Origin of the sequence: Hydrogenophaga intermedia (assembly GCF_000723405.1) — a bacterium.
Lineage (GTDB): Bacteria > Pseudomonadota > Gammaproteobacteria > Burkholderiales > Burkholderiaceae_C > Hydrogenophaga > Hydrogenophaga intermedia.
Genome location: NZ_CCAE010000002.1, coordinates 1 through 15,659, shown reverse-complemented (window position 1 = coordinate 15,659; position 15,659 = coordinate 1). Strand labels below are relative to the sequence as shown.

General features: G+C 67.5%; 17 protein-coding genes. 4 read left to right on the top strand and 13 right to left on the bottom strand.

The genetic code is table 11. The features are described 5' to 3' along the window. The first annotated feature begins 87 nt into the window (after positions 1 to 87). Positions 88 to 393 (top strand): flagellar biosynthesis anti-sigma factor FlgM, encoded by a 306-nt coding sequence (gene flgM, locus BN948_RS01490; protein WP_009520051.1) that lies wholly within the window; start codon positions 88 to 90, stop codon positions 391 to 393. A gap of 5 nt (positions 394 to 398) precedes the next feature. After that, complete coding sequence (locus BN948_RS01485; protein ID WP_009520052.1) at positions 399 to 740, top strand: hypothetical protein; 342 nt, start codon at positions 399 to 401, stop codon at positions 738 to 740. A gap of 22 nt (positions 741 to 762) precedes the next feature. On the opposite strand, the gene BN948_RS01480 is transcribed toward BN948_RS01485, so the two are convergent. Together BN948_RS01480 and BN948_RS01475 are read right to left on the bottom strand one after the other, a co-directional pair. Beyond that, on the bottom strand, positions 763 to 1,881 hold the full coding sequence (locus BN948_RS01480; RefSeq protein ID WP_009520053.1) for an acyltransferase family protein: 1,119 nt from the start codon (positions 1,879 to 1,881) through the stop codon (positions 763 to 765). A 114-nt stretch (positions 1,882 to 1,995) separates the two neighbouring features. Continuing rightward, a complete protein-coding gene (locus BN948_RS01475; protein WP_009520054.1) occupies positions 1,996 to 2,403 on the bottom strand; it encodes a VOC family protein in 408 nt (135 codons plus the stop codon). A gap of 170 nt (positions 2,404 to 2,573) precedes the next feature. Between BN948_RS01475 and BN948_RS01470 the strand changes: the two genes are divergently transcribed. Next, positions 2,574 to 3,314 carry a hypothetical protein gene (locus BN948_RS01470; RefSeq protein WP_138820011.1) on the top strand — a complete coding sequence of 247 codons (741 nt, stop codon included), beginning with the start codon at positions 2,574 to 2,576 and terminating at the stop codon, positions 3,312 to 3,314. A 3-nt stretch (positions 3,315 to 3,317) separates the two neighbouring features. Beyond that, positions 3,318 to 4,625 carry a hypothetical protein gene (locus BN948_RS01465; protein ID WP_009520057.1) on the top strand — a complete coding sequence of 436 codons (1,308 nt, stop codon included), beginning with the start codon at positions 3,318 to 3,320 and terminating at the stop codon, positions 4,623 to 4,625. A gap of 21 nt (positions 4,626 to 4,646) precedes the next feature. Here BN948_RS01465 and BN948_RS01460 read toward each other — a convergent pair whose 3' ends face one another. The 11 genes from BN948_RS01460 to flhD form a co-directional block, all read right to left on the bottom strand. After that, positions 4,647 to 5,366, bottom strand: a complete 720-nt coding sequence (locus BN948_RS01460) for an RNA polymerase sigma factor FliA (RefSeq protein ID WP_009520058.1) — start codon at positions 5,364 to 5,366, stop codon at positions 4,647 to 4,649. Positions 5,367 to 5,368: 2 nt separating this feature from the next. Beyond that, positions 5,369 to 6,130, bottom strand: coding sequence for a hypothetical protein (locus BN948_RS01455; RefSeq protein WP_009520059.1), 762 nt, complete (start codon positions 6,128 to 6,130; stop codon positions 5,369 to 5,371). After that, on the bottom strand, positions 6,123 to 7,631 hold the full coding sequence (flhF, locus tag BN948_RS01450; protein WP_009520060.1) for a flagellar biosynthesis GTPase FlhF: 1,509 nt from the start codon (positions 7,629 to 7,631) through the stop codon (positions 6,123 to 6,125). The genes BN948_RS01455 and flhF overlap by 8 nt, the downstream gene beginning before the upstream one ends. Before the next feature lie 32 nt (positions 7,632 to 7,663). Continuing rightward, complete coding sequence (flhA, locus tag BN948_RS01445; RefSeq protein WP_009520061.1) at positions 7,664 to 9,742, bottom strand: flagellar biosynthesis protein FlhA; 2,079 nt, start codon at positions 9,740 to 9,742, stop codon at positions 7,664 to 7,666. Continuing rightward, the gene (locus BN948_RS01440) at positions 9,739 to 10,893 is read right to left on the bottom strand and encodes an EscU/YscU/HrcU family type III secretion system export apparatus switch protein (protein ID WP_009520062.1); all 1,155 of its coding nucleotides are present in this window, start codon (positions 10,891 to 10,893) and stop codon (positions 9,739 to 9,741) included. The genes flhA and BN948_RS01440 overlap by 4 nt, the downstream gene beginning before the upstream one ends. A gap of 457 nt (positions 10,894 to 11,350) precedes the next feature. Beyond that, positions 11,351 to 11,962 carry a protein phosphatase CheZ gene (locus BN948_RS01435; protein ID WP_009516292.1) on the bottom strand — a complete coding sequence of 204 codons (612 nt, stop codon included), beginning with the start codon at positions 11,960 to 11,962 and terminating at the stop codon, positions 11,351 to 11,353. Positions 11,963 to 11,983: 21 nt separating this feature from the next. Beyond that, positions 11,984 to 12,370 carry a chemotaxis response regulator CheY gene (gene cheY, locus BN948_RS01430; protein ID WP_009516291.1) on the bottom strand — a complete coding sequence of 129 codons (387 nt, stop codon included), beginning with the start codon at positions 12,368 to 12,370 and terminating at the stop codon, positions 11,984 to 11,986. A 42-nt stretch (positions 12,371 to 12,412) separates the two neighbouring features. Then, on the bottom strand, positions 12,413 to 13,408 hold the full coding sequence (gene motB, locus BN948_RS01425; protein ID WP_009516290.1) for a flagellar motor protein MotB: 996 nt from the start codon (positions 13,406 to 13,408) through the stop codon (positions 12,413 to 12,415). Positions 13,409 to 13,418: 10 nt separating this feature from the next. Next, positions 13,419 to 14,282 carry a flagellar motor stator protein MotA gene (gene motA, locus BN948_RS01420; RefSeq protein ID WP_009516289.1) on the bottom strand — a complete coding sequence of 288 codons (864 nt, stop codon included), beginning with the start codon at positions 14,280 to 14,282 and terminating at the stop codon, positions 13,419 to 13,421. A gap of 125 nt (positions 14,283 to 14,407) precedes the next feature. Beyond that, positions 14,408 to 14,947: a flagellar transcriptional regulator FlhC gene (gene flhC, locus BN948_RS01415; RefSeq protein ID WP_009516288.1), complete on the bottom strand. Its 540-nt coding sequence runs from the start codon at positions 14,945 to 14,947 to the stop codon at positions 14,408 to 14,410. Positions 14,948 to 15,072: 125 nt separating this feature from the next. Continuing rightward, on the bottom strand, positions 15,073 to 15,414 hold the full coding sequence (gene flhD / locus BN948_RS01410; protein WP_009516287.1) for a flagellar transcriptional regulator FlhD: 342 nt from the start codon (positions 15,412 to 15,414) through the stop codon (positions 15,073 to 15,075). Positions 15,415 to 15,659: the final 245 nt, after the last annotated feature.

Here is a 15,659-nt window from a genome sequence, read left to right as displayed (position 1 = left end):
GAAAAACCGCCTCAAAACACTAAAGTTCCAGGGATCGAGGTCGATACAACGTGCACATGACCCTGCCATCAGGGTTTGGAGCGTGACATGAAAGTCGATTCGTCAACGGATTCCTACATCGGCTCGGTGGCCGGTGGCCCCGCCAAGGCGCCCGTCGCCCAGGGCGAGGCCGTGGCCAAGCCCGCCGCCGGCGCGCCGCAGCCCGGCGTGACCGTGACCCTGTCCTCGGCCGCGGCCGTGGGCGGCGCCTCGGACAGCGCGGTGTTCAACGCCGAGAAAGTGGCCGCCGTGAAGCAGGCCATCGCCGACGGCACCTTCCAGGTCAACCCCGAGGCCATCGCCGACAAGCTTCTGGCCAACGCGGCCGAGATGCTCAACGCCGGCCGCGGCTGAAGCCCATGACCGAGGCCCGCGTCCCCCACCCCTGGATCGCGCTGCTGCACGAGCGGCTCGATGCCCTGGAGCGCGCGCTGTTGCAGGGCGACGCCCCGGCCGCGGAACTGGCCAGCGGTGCGGTGCAGGCCGCGCTGCAGCAGGCCCCACGCACCCTCGAACTGAAAGACGGCCACACGCGGGACCTGCACGCGGCCGCCCAGCGTTTCACCCAACTGCGCGCCGCCACCCTGCGCGCCGCCGCGCTCAACGAGCGCGCCCTGGGCAGCCTGCTGCCCGACCACCTGCAAAAGCCCACCTACCAAGGCCTGGGCAAGCCGGGCGCGCGCCGCTACGCGGGCGCCTGAACCCTTCTCCCCTCCCGCGCCGTCAGAGCGTCGAGGCCACCGCTTCGCGCGGCCGGGCCGTTTCGCGCGCCAGCGAGAAGGGCCGCTCCACCGCCAGGAACAGCGCGGCCGAGGGCACCAGGGTGATGGTGAACATCACCGGCATCAGGACCCAGAAGAACCACGAATCGAACGCCGCGCCGGGCATGAGCGTCGACATGACCAGGAACGCCGCCTGCAGCGCCAGCCCGTGGATGAGGTAGTACGAGTAGCTCATGTTGCCGAGCCAGCGCATCGGCGACCAGGAGAACAGCCGCGCCAGCGGGGCCAGCGGCGCGCGGAAGCAGGCCAGGCACAGCAGGAAGAAGCTCACGCACAGCAGCAGGGTGTTGAGCGAGCCGCCCATGGGGCCCTCCCACGGCAACAGGGTGCCCAGCAGGCCCACCACCAGCGCGATCCCGCCCACCGCACTGGACGGCGTGGGCACGCGCGGCGCGTTCATCGCCTCGTGCAACAGGATGCCTGCGATGAACAGGGCCAGCCGCACGTGCCCGCCCGCCAGGGCGCACCAGACCAGCAGCGACACGCCAGCGCTGGCGAAGAACACGGCGCGCCAGGCCACGCTGCGCTCGCGCAAGCCCAGGGCGCCGATCACCAGCGGGATCACCAGGTAATAGAAGAGCTCATAGCTCAGCGACCAGGCCACGGTGATCATGGGCTCGACGGGGAACAGGCCGGGCAGCAGCAGGAAGTTCTGCAGCAGGTAGACCCATGCCTCGCCGGCGTCGGGCGGGATCTTGCTTTCGGACGGAAACAGGAAGGACAGCGCCACGTACAGCACGAACACCACCGTGAAGGCCGGGTACAGGCGCTCGATGCGCCGCGCCATGAAACGCGCGAAGGGCTGGCGCCGCGCGATCAGCGAGCCGTAGATGAGGTAGCCGCTGAGCACGAAGAACAGGTCGACACCGGTATTGCCCACCGTGTGCAGGGCCTCCGCCAAGTGCAGCGCGGCGGTGTCCGTGTCCAGCCAGTGCTCGACCAGCGTGGCGTAGTGCACCAGGAACACCAGGAACACCGCGAAGCCGCGCAGGCCTTCCATGGGCCGCACGTTGTGGGCGCTGCCGCGCGAGAGTTCGAAGTAGTGGCTCAGCCAAGGCATGGGGCGTCCTGGTCGCATGCAAACAATGGGCGCGATTGCATCAGCATTCGCCCGGCGGCGGCAGGCGCATCGCCCCCAGGGAAGGGGACACGTCGAGGACGATCGTGAAATACCTCACGCGCGCGGCGGCCCCTTCAGTTCGACCACATTGCCCTCCGGGTCGTCCAGGTAGATCGACGGCCCCTCGCCTTCGGCGCCGTAGCGCTGCTCCACCGGCCCGGCCTCCACGCCGTGGCGGGCCAGTTGCGCGCGGATGAGCGCCTCGTCGAAGGGCTCCACGCGCAGGCAGAAGTGGTCGAGGTTGCGCCCCTCGCGCCCGGGCGGCGCACCACCGGCGCGGCCCAGCGGACCATTCACCGGCACCAGGTCGATCAGCGCGTCGCCCGCGCGCAGTTGCAGCAGGCCGATGCCGGCTTGCCGCCGCTCGACCGTGCAGCCCAGCACGTCGCAGTAGAAGCGCTGCATGCGGTCGAGGTCGACAACGCGCAGGACGAGGTGGTCGAGGGTGAGGGGGCGGAACATGCGGCCTCCTGGGTCGATGAGCGACGGCCATTGTGTGGCCTGTGAAGGCCTATCACCAAGTCGCCGTGAGACAACCAAAAAGATGTGTGCGCAACGACCCTTGCCAAACACGCACTTAGCGCCGGTGGCCACACGCCTCACTTCATGCCATTTGTTCCACTCACTTGCACATGATCTCGAACAGCCCTCGCCCTGGTCGCGCCAAATTCGAACAGCTCACGCAATTCCTGGCGGCGCCAACGCCCCAGAGCCTGCTGGAACCAGGGTTCGGACGTCGTTGCGACAAACACCGCGTCTCCGCGGAGCGCCAAGACGACGGCACATTCGTCCTCTTCGCACGCTCGCCAACACATCGGTCTGGGAAAACCATCCCGATGGGCGATCTGGAAGCGTTCCTGGACGGCCTGATCCAGGAAGTGAAGGACACCAGAGACGACGACATTTCTGACGCGGTGGGAGCGTTTCGCCAATCGATTCACCGCTGGAGCCAAAACCGCCAGGCGCCGACAGTCGCCGATTTGCGTGCACGGATCGCGCGCCTGAGCGCTCCACCCCCATCGGAGTTGGAACTGGGCAACCGCGCGAGATCGCGGACCAATCAGTTCGAGCAGGCGCTGAAGAAGATCCTCGACGCACTGCCAGAGAAAGACCCGCAACGCCACGCTCTGGAAAAGGCAGGAGACCGGTTGGCCGACATGCTTTTCATGCCCGGTGCCACGCTGCCGCTGGAAGACCTCTCAAGCGAGACGATAGATCTGCTGCTGGACACCGGTCTGCTTGCCCGCTTCGCGGATCTGCGCGATGGGGTCAAGCCCTCGCTTGAACAGGTGGTCCTGCCTGCCAACGCGCAGCACCTGCTCCATCGCCTGCAGGCGCTGTTTCCCACCATCCCCTCCTGGACCGTTCACTGAGCCATGCTCCGCTCCACGCCCTCGAAGAAGGCACCGCCCCTCACGCTACCCACCCTCACGCGGTTCCTGGCCACCCAGCCAGCGCAGGCGCGCGTACATCTCGCGGAAACGCCACGCAGCGATGGCGAATGGCTGTACACCAGCATTCCGGGCCAGGAACCCGACAATGCCATGCGGGCCCGCCTGCTCGCGGCGCAACAAAAGCGAGACGGGAAGCGGGCGGTCGATTTCATCGAGAACCAATGCCGCGAGGTCCTGTCCAACGACGCAGTCTCAGGTCAGGCGGGCGTCCAGCAGGCCTTGGGGTTTTTGCAGGGCGTTCTGGCGTCCGCCGAGCACGACCCGGAACTCTGCGTGGGCGAGATCCGGGACTCCCTGCTCACCATCGCCACAGCCATCGAAGACGCCCGTGGCACGTCCGCGCCGCCAGCCACCGGCCCCGTGCATGCGGATCTGAAACCCGCGCTGGACAAATTGCTGGCGGCGGCGGGCGATGCCGCCAGCGCCGACGCGAAGGCCGCCCGTGCCCTTGTGCAGCACCTGAGCGCCGCCTTGCACGAGCCCGCTGCCACGCTGGATCTGAGCCAGCTGTCCACAGATGCGCTGGACCGGTTCGTTCAATACGGCGGCATGCGGGCCTTCGTGCGTGCCCGCGCCGCCCTGGCACCCGCGCTGGTCCGCCTGCACACCCCGCCGTTCTGGGAGGTGCTGCCGCGTTGGCCACGGACCCTGCCGCACCTCACGGAACTCGTGATCACGCAATGGCGTGGGGGCCCGCTCGATGCGAAACCCCTGGTCCGCCTGGCCAGGCTGATCCTGCGCAGCCCCCGAAACGACAAAGGCTTCACCGTTCAGTTGGCCCGCGCCACGGTGGCCACGGTGGAAACGACATCGAACGAGACCGTCCCGCCCATCACCGTCGAGCAGTCCACGCCGCAGGAAGACATCGCCTGGTGGTTCAGGGACCTGCGCGGCCTGCTGGACCAGCAACTCGCGATCATCGCAGCCGATAGAGGTTCACCCCTGACGTCGACGCAGGACGCCCGGCTGGAGGTGCTCAGGGAGTTGACCCGGTACCGCTGGTGGACGTGTCAGGCACAGCAGGGCGAGGTGGTGGCGTGGCTTCGCCAGCGCACCGAAGAGGAACGACAGCAATGGCGATCGACCGCGCTGTGGGTGGCGATGGACGATCGGATGGGGCAGATCAGCGAGCTGAGCAAGGTGTACGCCTCTCACGACCCGGCGCATTTCGACCTCGACGCCCTGGCCGCGCAGGTCATGAAAGAAGACGCCCCGACGACCGCGCACTGAGCGGCGCTCAGCGCCCCGCGCTCAGTGTTCGCGCATCTTCGAGCGCAGTCGCGCGATCGACTGGCTGTGCAACTGGCACACGCGCGATTCGGTCACGCCGAGCACGGCGGCGATTTCCTTCAGGTTCATGTCGTGCTCGTAGTACATGCTCATGATGTGCTGCTCGCGCTCGGGCAAGGTCTTGATGGCCTCCACCAGCGCCAGGCGCATGCGGTGGTCCATCAGCATGGCTGAGGGGTCGGCCTCGTGGTCGCCCATGTGGCGGTCCAGGAAGCCGTCCTCGTCGTCGCCCGCGCCACCGCCGATGTCCTCCAGGTACACGAGCTGGGTGCCGCGCACCTTGGCCAGCAAGGCCTGGTAGTCGGCCAGGGTCAGGCCCATCTCGGCCGCGATCTCGCTCTCGCGCGGCGCGCGGTGCAGCTTCTGCTGCAGGCGGTGCACGGCCTGTTCGATGTCCTTCTGGCTCTTGCGCGAGCCGCGGCTCATCCAGTCGCCGTCGCGCAGTTCGTCGATCATCGCGCCGCGGATGCGCTGGCTGGCGAAGGTCTCGAACTGCACGCCCTGCGAGGGCTCGTAACGCGCGATGGCCTCGGTCAGGCCGATCATGCCGACCTGGATCAGGTCGTCGAGCTCCACGCTCGGGGGCAGCTTGGCGATCATGTGATGCGCCAGGCGACGGACCAGGGGGCTGTACTTGCGCAGCTGGTCCTCGCGGTTGAGCGTGCCTTTGGCGGTGTACATCGTCAGCTCCAGAAGGGAATGGCGGCCCCGGCGTGCGCGCCGCGGGCGGGTGAGCGGTAGGGAACGAAGGCCGGCGCGTCGGCGCAGACCAGGGCGGCGTCGGGCACGCGCTGGCCCCAGGCGGCGCGCGGCCACACGGGCGCTTTCAGTTCGAGGTGGCGGCGCGCGCAGTCGACCACGTTGGACAGCACCTGCGTGTGCGCCTCCAGCGGCGCGAGCACCGGGTGCAGCCCCGCGCCGTGCAGCCACTTGAGCGCGCCATAGGCGTCGATGCTGGCCTGCGGCTGTGGCACCACGGGCACCATCACGCGCGCCTTCACACCGGCCAGCAGGCTGGCCAGCATCTGCGCGGGTGCGTACAGCAACAGCAGCGCGCCAGACGCGAAGGGGGCGAACAGGCGCGTGAGCGCGGTGTCGGCACCCGCGGCGTTGGCCGTGGCCACCAGGCTTTGCAGTCCCTGGGCACCGGGCATCACCACCCAGTCCGTGCCATCGCCGGGCAGGGAATCGGCGCCCAGGTGGGCCACGCCGGCGTCGGCCAATGCGTGGCTCAGGCCACCGCTGTCGCCGCGCTCCGTGGCGCAGGCGTCGATGACAACCACGCGCTGGCCGGCCTCGGTGAGGTCCATGGCCAGGCGGCAGAGCCATTCGAAGCCGCGCGAGGGCATCGCGGGGCTGGCCAGCGGCATCAGCGCGGGCCCGCCGTGGCGGGCCTTCGCTTCGAGTCGCAGGCCGGCGGCCTGGTCGACGCCGAAATCAAACATGCAGGCCCCCGAGCGGCATGCCGCGGCCACCGGACTGCGCGAAGTAGAAGCCCATGTCGGCGCTGGCGGGGTCGAAGGCCGACTTGCCGGCCGAGCCCATGCTCAGCCTCACCAGTGTGGCGGCGTCGGCGTTTTGCCAGTCTTCGGGCACGCGCTGGCCGTTGGCCACGCCGCGCACCGTCACCTGGTGGCGGATCGCCGCGTCCAGCGCGGGACCCAGTTTCACGGCCTCGTCCACCTTGGACAGCAGCACGCCGTGCAGCTTGTCGGCCTTGAAGGCGGCCAGGGTTTCGTCGATGGCGTCGCCCTGCGCGCCGGCGTTGAGCACCAGCACCTTCTTGAGCGCGGGCACCTCCAGCACATCGAGCATGTCCTGCACGCGCTGGTCGCGCTGGCCCAGGCCGGCGGTGTCGATGATGACCAGGCGCTTGCCCGAGAGCAGGCCCAGCAGGTCTTTCAGCGCGGCGCGGTCGTGCGCCAGGTGCGCCACCACGCCGAGCATGCGGCCGTAGGCGCGCAGTTGTTCGTAGCCCGAGACGCGGTAGCTGTCCAGGGTGATGAGGCCGACGCTGCCGGCGCCGAACTGCTTGACGCACTGCGCGGCCAGCTTGGCGGCGGTGGTGGTCTTGCCCACACCGGTGGCGCCCACCAGGGCGACCACGCCGCCCTCTTCGGCCAGGCTGGCGCCGGTGGCGGCCACGCGCAGGTTGCGCTGGATCGCGTCCATCACCCAGCGCAGCGACTCGCCCGCGCCGGCGTCGGCGGGCAGGCGCTCCAGCAGGGCGCGCGCCAGTTGCGGCGAATAGCCGGCGCGGATGAGCTTGTGCATCAGGCTCGACTGGATCGGGTTCTGCTTGCTCGAGCCCAGCCAGGCCAGCGTGTTGAAGCGCTCCTCGATCATGTCCTTGAGCGCGTTGAGCTCGACGGCCATGCGGTTGTCTTCCTGCGTGGCAAAGCGCGCGGGCGGCACCGAGTCCTCGAAGGCGGTCTCACGCGTGCGGATCGGTGCCTGCGTGCGGCGGGCGGGCACCGCCATCTCGGGCGGCTCGTTGTGGCGCTGCACCGGCACCATGATCGGGTCGGCCGGTTCTGCGAGGAAGGGCTTGGCGGGCGCGGTGGGTGCCGCCTTCGCGGCGGGCGCGGCGCCCTCGCCCATCTGCTCGCGGCGCTTGCGCAGCATGCGCTCGCGCACGTATTCCTGGAACGACAGGGTGCTCATCGCCATGGCTTCGGTGTCGCTGCCCACCGAACTGCCCAGGGCGGCCTTCTGCGCGCTTGCCAGCTGATCGGCCTTGGCCACCGCCGCGGCCACCGCGGGCGCGGGCGACAGGGACTGCCCCGCCTGCGCGATGCCTGCCAGGCTTTCCTCGGCGGCGGCCATCACCTCGAAACCGTCCGCCGTCTGGCGCGTCGAGAGGATCACGGCGGTGTCGCCGAACTGGCGGCGCGCCTTGGACATGGCCTCGCGCGAGGTGGGGGCGATGAAGCGTTGGATGTTCATGAGGTCGGTCCTGGAAAGATGCGGTCAGGAAATCAAGCTGCCAGTTGGCCGAGGATCGGGCCGATGCGGATCAGATGCGTTTCGGGAATCTCGCTGTGCGCCAGCACCTGCAGGCGCGGCGCAGCGCGGCGCAGCAGGCGCGCCATGGCACTGCGGATGGCGTCGGGCACCAGCAGGCAAGCGGGCACGCCCTTCTCTTCCTGCTTGTTGGCGATGTCGGTGGCGGACTGGCTCAGCATCTCGGCCACGCCGGGGTCCAGCGCGCCGGCGTTCTGGCCGGACAGGGCCTGCATCAGCAGCCGCTCCAGGCCGGGCTCGATGGCGATGACCTCGAGCTCCTTCACCGGGCCGTAGATCTGCTGCACGATGGCCGGCGACAGCGCCATGCGAACGCGGCGGGCCAGCTCGTGGGGTTCGGTCACGTGCACGGCGTGCTCGGCGATCGATTCGATGATGGTGCGGATGTCGCGCACGTGCACACCTTCCTCCAGCAGCAGCTGGAGCACTTTCTGGAAGGTGGCAACCGAAACCATCTTGGGCACGACTTCTTCGATCAACTTGGGGGCCAGGCGGGTCACGTGTTCGACCAGTTCCTGGGTCTCCGTCCGGCTCAGCAACTTGGCCGCCTGGACTTGCATCAAGTGTGAAAGATGGGTCGCCAGCACGGTCTCGGAATCAACGACGGTGAAACCGGCCATTTGCGCCGTTTCCTTCTGGCGTTCGTCGATCCAGTGCGCGGGCAGGCCGAACGCCGGGTCAGTGGTGGGCGTGCCGATGAGGGGCGTGTTGATCCCGCCAGGGTCGATGGCCAGCCACATGCCGGGGAAGACCTCGCCCTCGCCCACCACCACGCCGCGCAGGGTGATGCGGTAGGCGCTGGGGTGCAGTTCCAGGTTGTCGCGCACGTGCACGGGTGGCGGCAGGAAGCCCACGTCCTGCGCGAACTTCTTGCGCACGCCCTTGATGCGCGTGAGCAGGTCGCCCTGGCGGTTCTTGTCCACCAGCGCGATCAGGCGGTAGCCCAGCTCCAGGCCCAGCAGGTCCACGGGCTGCAGGTCGTCCCAGCTCGCCTCGCCGTCGTTGGCGGGCGCGCCAGCCGAGGCCGCGGCAGGGTCGGGCTTGGGCGCGCGTTCCTGTTGGCGGCGCCAGTACGCCAGGCCACCCAGCAGCGCCGCGAACAGCAGGAAGAACAGGTGCGGCATGCCCGGAATCACGCCCAGCAGGAACAACACCGCGGCCGCGATACCCAGCACGCGCGAAGACACGAACATCTGCTGCGCCACCAGCTCGCCCAGATCCTCGTCCTTGCCCACGCGAGAGACGACCATGGCCGCGGCCACCGAGATCAGCAGGCCGGGAATCTGCGCCACCAGCGCATCGCCCACGGCCAGCAGGATGTAGTTGTCCGCCGCCTGGCCCGCCGACAGGCCGTGCTGCATCACGCCGATGGCGAAGCCGCCAATGACGTTGATGATCAGGATCAGGATGCCGGCGATGGCGTCGCCGCGCACGAACTTGGACGCACCGTCCATGGAGCCGAAGAACTCGGCCTCCTCGCCCACCTCGGCGCGGCGGCGCTTGGCTTCCTTCTCGTCGATCAGGCCCGCGCCCAGGTCGGCGTCGATGGCCATCTGCTTGCCCGGCATGGCGTCCAGGGTGAAGCGCGCCGACACCTCCGCGATGCGCTCCGAACCCTTGGTGATCACGATGAAGTTGATCACCACCAGGATCACGAACACGATGAGGCCGACCGCGAAGTTGCCACCGATGAGGAAGTGGCCGAAGGCCTCGATCACCTCGCCGGCCGCGCCGGGGCCGGTATGGCCTTCGAGCAGCACCACCCGCGTGGACGCCACGTTGAGCGACAGGCGCAGCAGCGTGGTGAGCAGCAGCACCGTGGGAAAGACCGAGAAGTCCAGCGGGCGGCGCATGTAGGCCGCCACCATCATCACCACCAGCGACAGCGCGATGTTGAGCGTGAAGAAGGTGTCCAGCATCCACGGCGGCAGCGGCAGCACCATCATCGACAGGACGGTCATCACCAGCATGGGCGCGGCCAGGCCACCGGCCAGCGCGCCGTTGCGCTTGAACCATTGCTGCAGGGCGTTCATTGCTCAGCCTCCTGGGGCTTTTTCTTGAAATGGGGATCGAGTTCGGGCGGCACCGTGGGCTGCGGGTCGGCCGGCATGCGGCCCTGGCCGTTCATGGCCGCCTTGAACTGGTACACCCAGGCCAGCACCTGGGCCACGGCGGTGTAGAGCGCGCCGGGAATTTCCTGGTCGATCTCGGCGTGCGCGTAGAGGGCGCGCGCCAGCATGGGCGACTGCAGCACCGGCACGGCGTTGGCCTTGGCCACGTCGCGGATCTTCATGGCCAGCAGGTCGGTGCCCTTGGCGATCACGCGCGGCGCGGCCATGGTGGCCTCGTCGTAGCGCAGGGCAACGGCGTAGTGGGTCGGGTTCATCACCACCAGGTCGGCCTTGGGCACGGCGCGGATGCTCTGGCGCTGCGCGAGCTGGCGCTGTCGTGCGCGGCGTTGGCTCTTCACGTGCGGGTCGCCCTCGGCTTCCTTGTGCTCGCGCTTGATCTCGTCGTGCGACATGCGCAGGCGGTGCTTGTGCAGGAAGCGCTGGGTGGGCAGGTCGATGGCGGCCACCACGCCGATGACCAGAAGCAGCAGGCCCACACCCACCGCCAGCCACTGCGCGAGCTGGCCGATGCCGGCCTCCAGCGGGCGCATGAGCAGGGTGGCGAAGGCCTCGGCGTGGTTGACGATGAACTGTCCGGCCACCAGCAGCACCACGGCGGTAATGCCCACCAGCTTGAAGGTCTCGATGACCTGCTGGCGCGAGAACAGGCGCTTGAAGCCCGACAGCGGGCTGATGTTGCTCAGCTTGGGCTCGATGGGTTTGGTGCTGAGCGCGACGCTGCCGGCCGCGATGAGGGCCACCACCGCCAGAGCGATGACCAGCAGGCCGAGCGGGAGGTAGACGATGAGGGCCTGGGCGGCGTTGTCGGACAGGCGCTGGAGCATGAGCTCTGGCGCGCGCACGCTGGCGTTGTCGAAGCGCAGTTGGCCGGCAAGGGAGTCGCGCATGCGCGCAAAGCCGGTGGGCGCGAGGCCGGCCAGAACCAGCATGCCGCCGCCGAGCACGACGAGGTTGGACAGGTCTTTGGAGCGCGCAACCTGGCCGTCGTCGCGCGCCTTTTTCAGGCGCTGCGGGGTGGCTGGGAGGTTTTTGTCTTGGCTCGAGGAGTCCACGGTTCAGGCTCGGGGAAAGTGAGCCTGATTGTGGAAAGCGGGTCGGAAAACTAAAGGGCGATAAGGCGGAGGGAAACCGCGCTTATTCCCTCTGCTGCTGGTTCAGGAGAACTTTCTTCTTTCTCCGGTCTGTCTGGCTGTCTCTTTTCTTTTTTTCTTTGCTCTCCGGAGGGTCCGGTCATCGGCGCTCGGGTGTCCGGCTCCGCGACTGTCCCCCGGAACGAAGCGCTGGCGCGCTCCGTTCCTCCTCCTTTATGTCGCTACGCCGGACACCCGATCACCGACGACCTCGTTGGCACTCGGTCTGTTGGCGCGCCACTGCTTCTTCGGCTCGCGGACGCTGGGTGCACTGCGTAGCGAAATAAAGGAGGAGGACGGCGCAGCCGTCCGGGGGACATTCGCGGAGCAGTGCACCCAGCGGCCGCGAGCGACGCGAGGTGCGACGAGCGAAAGGTATTCAGAACCCCAGCGAAGCCAGCAGATCGTCCACCTGCTGCTGATTGGTCACCACGTCCGTGCGGCCCTCGGCGTTCACCACCGGCCCCGCCAGCTCGTGCGCCTTGTCCTGGCCCGGCTGTCCCGTCGGCACCGACTCCAGCAACAGGCCCAGCAGTTGCTCCTCGATCGTCCCGGCCAAGCCCACCACACGCGCAATCACCTGCCCGGTGAGGTCGTGGAAATCCTGCGCCATCATGATCTCGGTCAGGCGCGCGTCGGTTTTCTCGGCCAGCGCCACCACGTCGGTGGACCACTCCAGCAACTCGGGCATGGCCTTGGCCAGCGCCGGCACGCGCCGGATGGTGTCGGCCAGTTCTCGGCCGCGCTGCGCCAGCTGCTCCTGCTCCTTCTTGCCCTCTTCCACCTGGCTCAGCACCTTCTCGGCGGCTTCACCGGTCAGCTTGGCGATGTAGGTCAGGCGGCTCTGCGCATCGGGCAGTTGCTCCACCGTGCCTTGCAGCTTGTCGGCGTAGCCCAGCTCCTTCATCGCGTCGTGCAACTGGCGCGTGATGGCGCCCAGCTTGCGGAACATGTCCGGGTTGGTGCCCTGCGTATCGGGGGTGTCGTTCATGACCTTGTTCTCCCGATGCCCTTACAGGCCCAGTTTCTTGAAGATGTTCGCGAGCTTCTCTTCCAGCGTGGCCTTGGTGAAGGGCTTGACGATGTAGCCCGCCGCGCCGTTCTGCGCCGCCAGCACGATGTCTTCCTTGCGGGCTTCGGCCGTCACCATCAGCACCGGCAACTGCTTGAGCTTCTCGTCGGCCTTGATCGCGGCCAACAGCTCGAAGCCGTTCATGTTCGGCATGTTGATGTCGGTGACGACGAAGTTGAAGTTGCCGGCCTTGAGCTTGCCCAGCGCGATCGCGCCGTCCTCGGCCTCGTCGGCATCGGCGTGGCCGATCTCCTTGAGCAGGTTGCGCACGATGCGGCGCATGGTGGAGAAGTCGTCAACGATCAGGAATTTCATCGGCGTGGACATGGCAGCCTCCGCGGAGGTGGGGGTCGGAAAAGGTCGGGCCGCTCAGCGCGTGCTCGTCTCGGGTGTTTTCGTCAGTTCAGGGGAAATCTGTAGGGTGGAGGCGGCCACGGACGTGGCCGGTCCCTCGACAGGCGCCGGCAGCAGGCCCAGCACCGGTGCGGCAGGCAGCGCGGGCGGGAACATGCGCTCCTCGTAGTCGCGCGTCATGATCACGATGCTGATGCGCCGGTTGCTCGGGTCCAGTGGCTGATCGGGCAGCAGCGGCACGCTGGCGGCCAGGCCTTCCACGCGGCGCAATTTGTCGTCGGGCAGGCCACCGGCCACCAGCTCGCGACGCGAGGCGTTGGCGCGGTCGGCCGAGAGCTCCCAGTTGCTGTAGCCGCGCTCGCCGCTGCCGTAGGGCTTGGCGTCGGTGTGTCCGGCCAGCGAGATGCGGTTCTCTACACCCCCCAGCGAGCCGCCAATGGCGTGCAGGATGTCGCGCATGTAGGGCTTCACCAGCGCGCTGCCGGTGTCGAACATGGGCCGGTTCTGGTCGTCCACGATCAGGATGTGCAGCCCGTCGGGCGTCTTGATCATGCGGATCTGCGAGCGGTACTCACCCAGCTTGCTGTCCGTCTCGATCATGGTGTTGATCTTGCGCTCCAGCGCGTCGATGCGCTCCTGGTCCTTGCGTGCCAGCTCGGCGCGCGCCATCTGGGCACCCAGTTCCTTCACCGTGCGCTGGGTGTCGCCCGAGTCGCGCTGGCCATTGGCGGCCGAGAGATCGCGGCCGCCGCCGGGAATGATGCTGGTGCTGTTGCCGGTGCCGTCGCCCCCCATCAGCGAGACCTTCACGGGGTTGGTGAAGTAGCTGGCGATGCCCTGCAAATCGCCCTTGGCGGTGGAACCCAGCAGCCACATGAGCAGGAAGAAGGCCATCATGGCCGTCACGAAGTCGGCGTAGGCGATCTTCCACGCGCCGCCGTGCGCCGCGTGGCCGGCCTTCTTCACCCGCTTGATGACGATCGGCTGCAGCTTCTTTCCATCACCCGCCATGGCGCATCCCTCAGGCCTTCTTGCCTTTGACGTGGCCTTCGAGTTCGCTGAACGTCGGGCGCACGTCGCTGAACAGCACCTTGCGGCCGAACTCGATGGCCGTGGCCGGGGCGTAGCCCTGCATGCTGGCCAGCAGCGTGGTCTTCACGCACTGGAATTCCTTGCTGCTCTCTTCCATCTTCTGCTCCATCAGACCGCCGATGGGTTCAAACACGCCGTAGGCCAGCAGGATGCCGAGGAAGGTGCCCACCAGGGCCGAGCCGATCATGGCGCCGAGCACGGCGGGCGGCTGGCCCACCGAACCCATGGTGTTGACCACGCCCAGCACGGCAGCCACGATGCCGAAGGCCGGCAGGCCGCCGGCCAGGCGCGCGATGGCGGCCACGGGCGCGTGCGCCTCCTGGTGGTGGGTCTCGATCTCGCTGTCCATCAGCGACTCGATCTCGTGCGCGTTCAGGTTGCCCGAGACCATCATGCGCAGGTAGTCGGTGATGAACTCGACCACATGGTGGTCGGCCGCGATCGTCGGGTACTTCTTGAACACCGCCGATTCGTGCGGGTTGTCCACGTCCTGCTCGATGGCCATCAGGCCTTCCTTGCGCGCCTTCTGCAGCAGGTCGTACAGCAGGGCCATGAGCTGCATGTAGCGCTCCTTGGTGTAGCGGCTTCCCTTGAAGCAGCCGGCCATGCCTTTGAAGGCGGCCTTCACCACCTTCATCTGGTTGTTGATGAGGAAGGCGCCCAGCGCCGCGCCCAGGATGGTGGTCATCTCGAACGGCAGCGCCTTGAGCACCACGCCGATGTTGCCCCCGTGCGCGATGAACACGCCGAAGATGCAGAGCATCGAGACCACGAAGCCGATGATGACGAACATGTTCTTGGCCGAATGAATGGATACAGGACTTATCGACCGACTCTAGGGGCGATGAAGATCCCCAGAAACGCGAAAAGGGCCCCCGCAAGGGCCCTTTTCCGGCTTTGACGGCGGGGAGTGAGGTTTCAGTGCAGGCGGAGCGAGCCGGCAGCGCTTCCTTTGCCCGCGCGGGCCGGCGGCTGGCACAGGCCGCACACGAAGTGACGGGCGTTCTCGTAGGGTTCGGTGACGAAGTGGCCACCGCAGCAGGAGCACTTGGTCAGCGTGAGCATGCCGCTGTCGACAAACTTGATGAGGCGCCAGGCGCGGGTGATGGACAGCAGCGGCTCGATCGCGCTGGCGGTCATCTGTTCGCTGTACAGGCGGAAGGCCTTGATGACGGTGTCGATGTCCTCCAGGGCGCTGGACTTGGACAGGTACTCGTGGATGTTGAGGAACAGCGAGGCGTGGATGTTGGGCTGCCAGGTCAGGAACCAGTCGGTGGAGAACGGCAGCTGCCCCTTGGACGGGCTCTTGCCCGCGACTTCCTTGTACAGGCGCAGCAGGCGCTCGTAGGACAGGCTGGTTTCGTACTCCAGCACCTGCAGGCGCGCGCCCAGCTGGATCAGGGCCACCGCGCGTTCGATGTCGCGCGACTCGTTGAGAATGCTTTTGCCAGCGGCCATGTCGAACTCCAGATACAGATGAGAGAAGAACGTGTCTTGATCCAGCGCACACCACGGAACCGGCTTTGCCGGGCCGTCGGTGTGGCCCCCTTGAGGGGGTGACGCCGAAGGCGGCGCGGGGGTGGTCAATGAGCGGTCGCGGCCATGGACTCGGCGTACTTGCCGGCCATGAGGATGCTGGCGTGCAGCTGGGTGGTGGTGCTGTTGTCCACCTTCTTCACGTTGTGGCTGGTCAGCAGGTTCCACACGAGGTCGTCGTCGACGCGGAAGCGGCACAGCAGCATGTTGCTGGAGGCGATCTTGAGCAGTTGGGCGGTGGAGAGCATGCCGAGCAGGTCGGCGGCTTCCTCGGTCAGGCCGAGGCGGAACAAGGCTTCGGCGCGGTCCTTGCGGATCAGGTTCTGCGCCAGCATCAGGTAGGTCAGGTTGGCTTCGCGGATCTCGGCCAGAAGTTGTTCGCTGTCCATCATTCGCTCCTTGAACACATCGTTCGTCGGTTGAGGGCCGTCGCGCTTGCTGTGCTTGACCCGATGTGAGGAATTGTGTCGAGTGGTGAACAAACTTGAATCGGGAAACGTCTGTGCGTGCTGTCGGGAATACCGGTAGGGGGTGTCGGCGCAATGCCTACAACCTAGGTTCTAGTTGTTGCGATTTTTCACGCTCGTGGGGGTTGGGGGACCGCCTGTCGGTGGTTGGGGGGTTCCTTTCCGGG

Excerpts from the sequence above, each read along its gene's own strand:
- flgM (WP_009520051.1), top strand. The coding sequence starts at position 88 with ATGAAAGTCGATTCGTCAACGGATTCCTACATCGGCTCGGTGGCCGGT.
- BN948_RS01485 (WP_009520052.1), top strand. The coding sequence starts at position 399 with ATGACCGAGGCCCGCGTCCCCCACCCCTGGATCGCGCTGCTGCACGAG.
- BN948_RS01480 (WP_009520053.1), bottom strand. The coding sequence starts at position 1,881 with ATGCCTTGGCTGAGCCACTACTTCGAACTCTCGCGCGGCAGCGCCCAC.
- BN948_RS01475 (WP_009520054.1), bottom strand. The coding sequence starts at position 2,403 with ATGTTCCGCCCCCTCACCCTCGACCACCTCGTCCTGCGCGTTGTCGAC.
- BN948_RS01470 (WP_138820011.1), top strand. The coding sequence starts at position 2,574 with ATGATCTCGAACAGCCCTCGCCCTGGTCGCGCCAAATTCGAACAGCTC.
- BN948_RS01465 (WP_009520057.1), top strand. The coding sequence starts at position 3,318 with ATGCTCCGCTCCACGCCCTCGAAGAAGGCACCGCCCCTCACGCTACCC.
- BN948_RS01460 (WP_009520058.1), bottom strand. The coding sequence starts at position 5,366 with ATGTACACCGCCAAAGGCACGCTCAACCGCGAGGACCAGCTGCGCAAG.
- BN948_RS01455 (WP_009520059.1), bottom strand. The coding sequence starts at position 6,130 with ATGTTTGATTTCGGCGTCGACCAGGCCGCCGGCCTGCGACTCGAAGCG.
- flhF (WP_009520060.1), bottom strand. The coding sequence starts at position 7,631 with ATGAACATCCAACGCTTCATCGCCCCCACCTCGCGCGAGGCCATGTCC.
- flhA (WP_009520061.1), bottom strand. The coding sequence starts at position 9,742 with ATGAACGCCCTGCAGCAATGGTTCAAGCGCAACGGCGCGCTGGCCGGT.
- BN948_RS01435 (WP_009516292.1), bottom strand. The coding sequence starts at position 11,962 with ATGAACGACACCCCCGATACGCAGGGCACCAACCCGGACATGTTCCGC.
- cheY (WP_009516291.1), bottom strand. The coding sequence starts at position 12,370 with ATGTCCACGCCGATGAAATTCCTGATCGTTGACGACTTCTCCACCATG.
- motB (WP_009516290.1), bottom strand. The coding sequence starts at position 13,408 with ATGGCGGGTGATGGAAAGAAGCTGCAGCCGATCGTCATCAAGCGGGTG.
- motA (WP_009516289.1), bottom strand. The coding sequence starts at position 14,282 with ATGTTCGTCATCATCGGCTTCGTGGTCTCGATGCTCTGCATCTTCGGC.
- flhC (WP_009516288.1), bottom strand. The coding sequence starts at position 14,947 with ATGGCCGCTGGCAAAAGCATTCTCAACGAGTCGCGCGACATCGAACGC.
- flhD (WP_009516287.1), bottom strand. The coding sequence starts at position 15,414 with ATGGACAGCGAACAACTTCTGGCCGAGATCCGCGAAGCCAACCTGACC.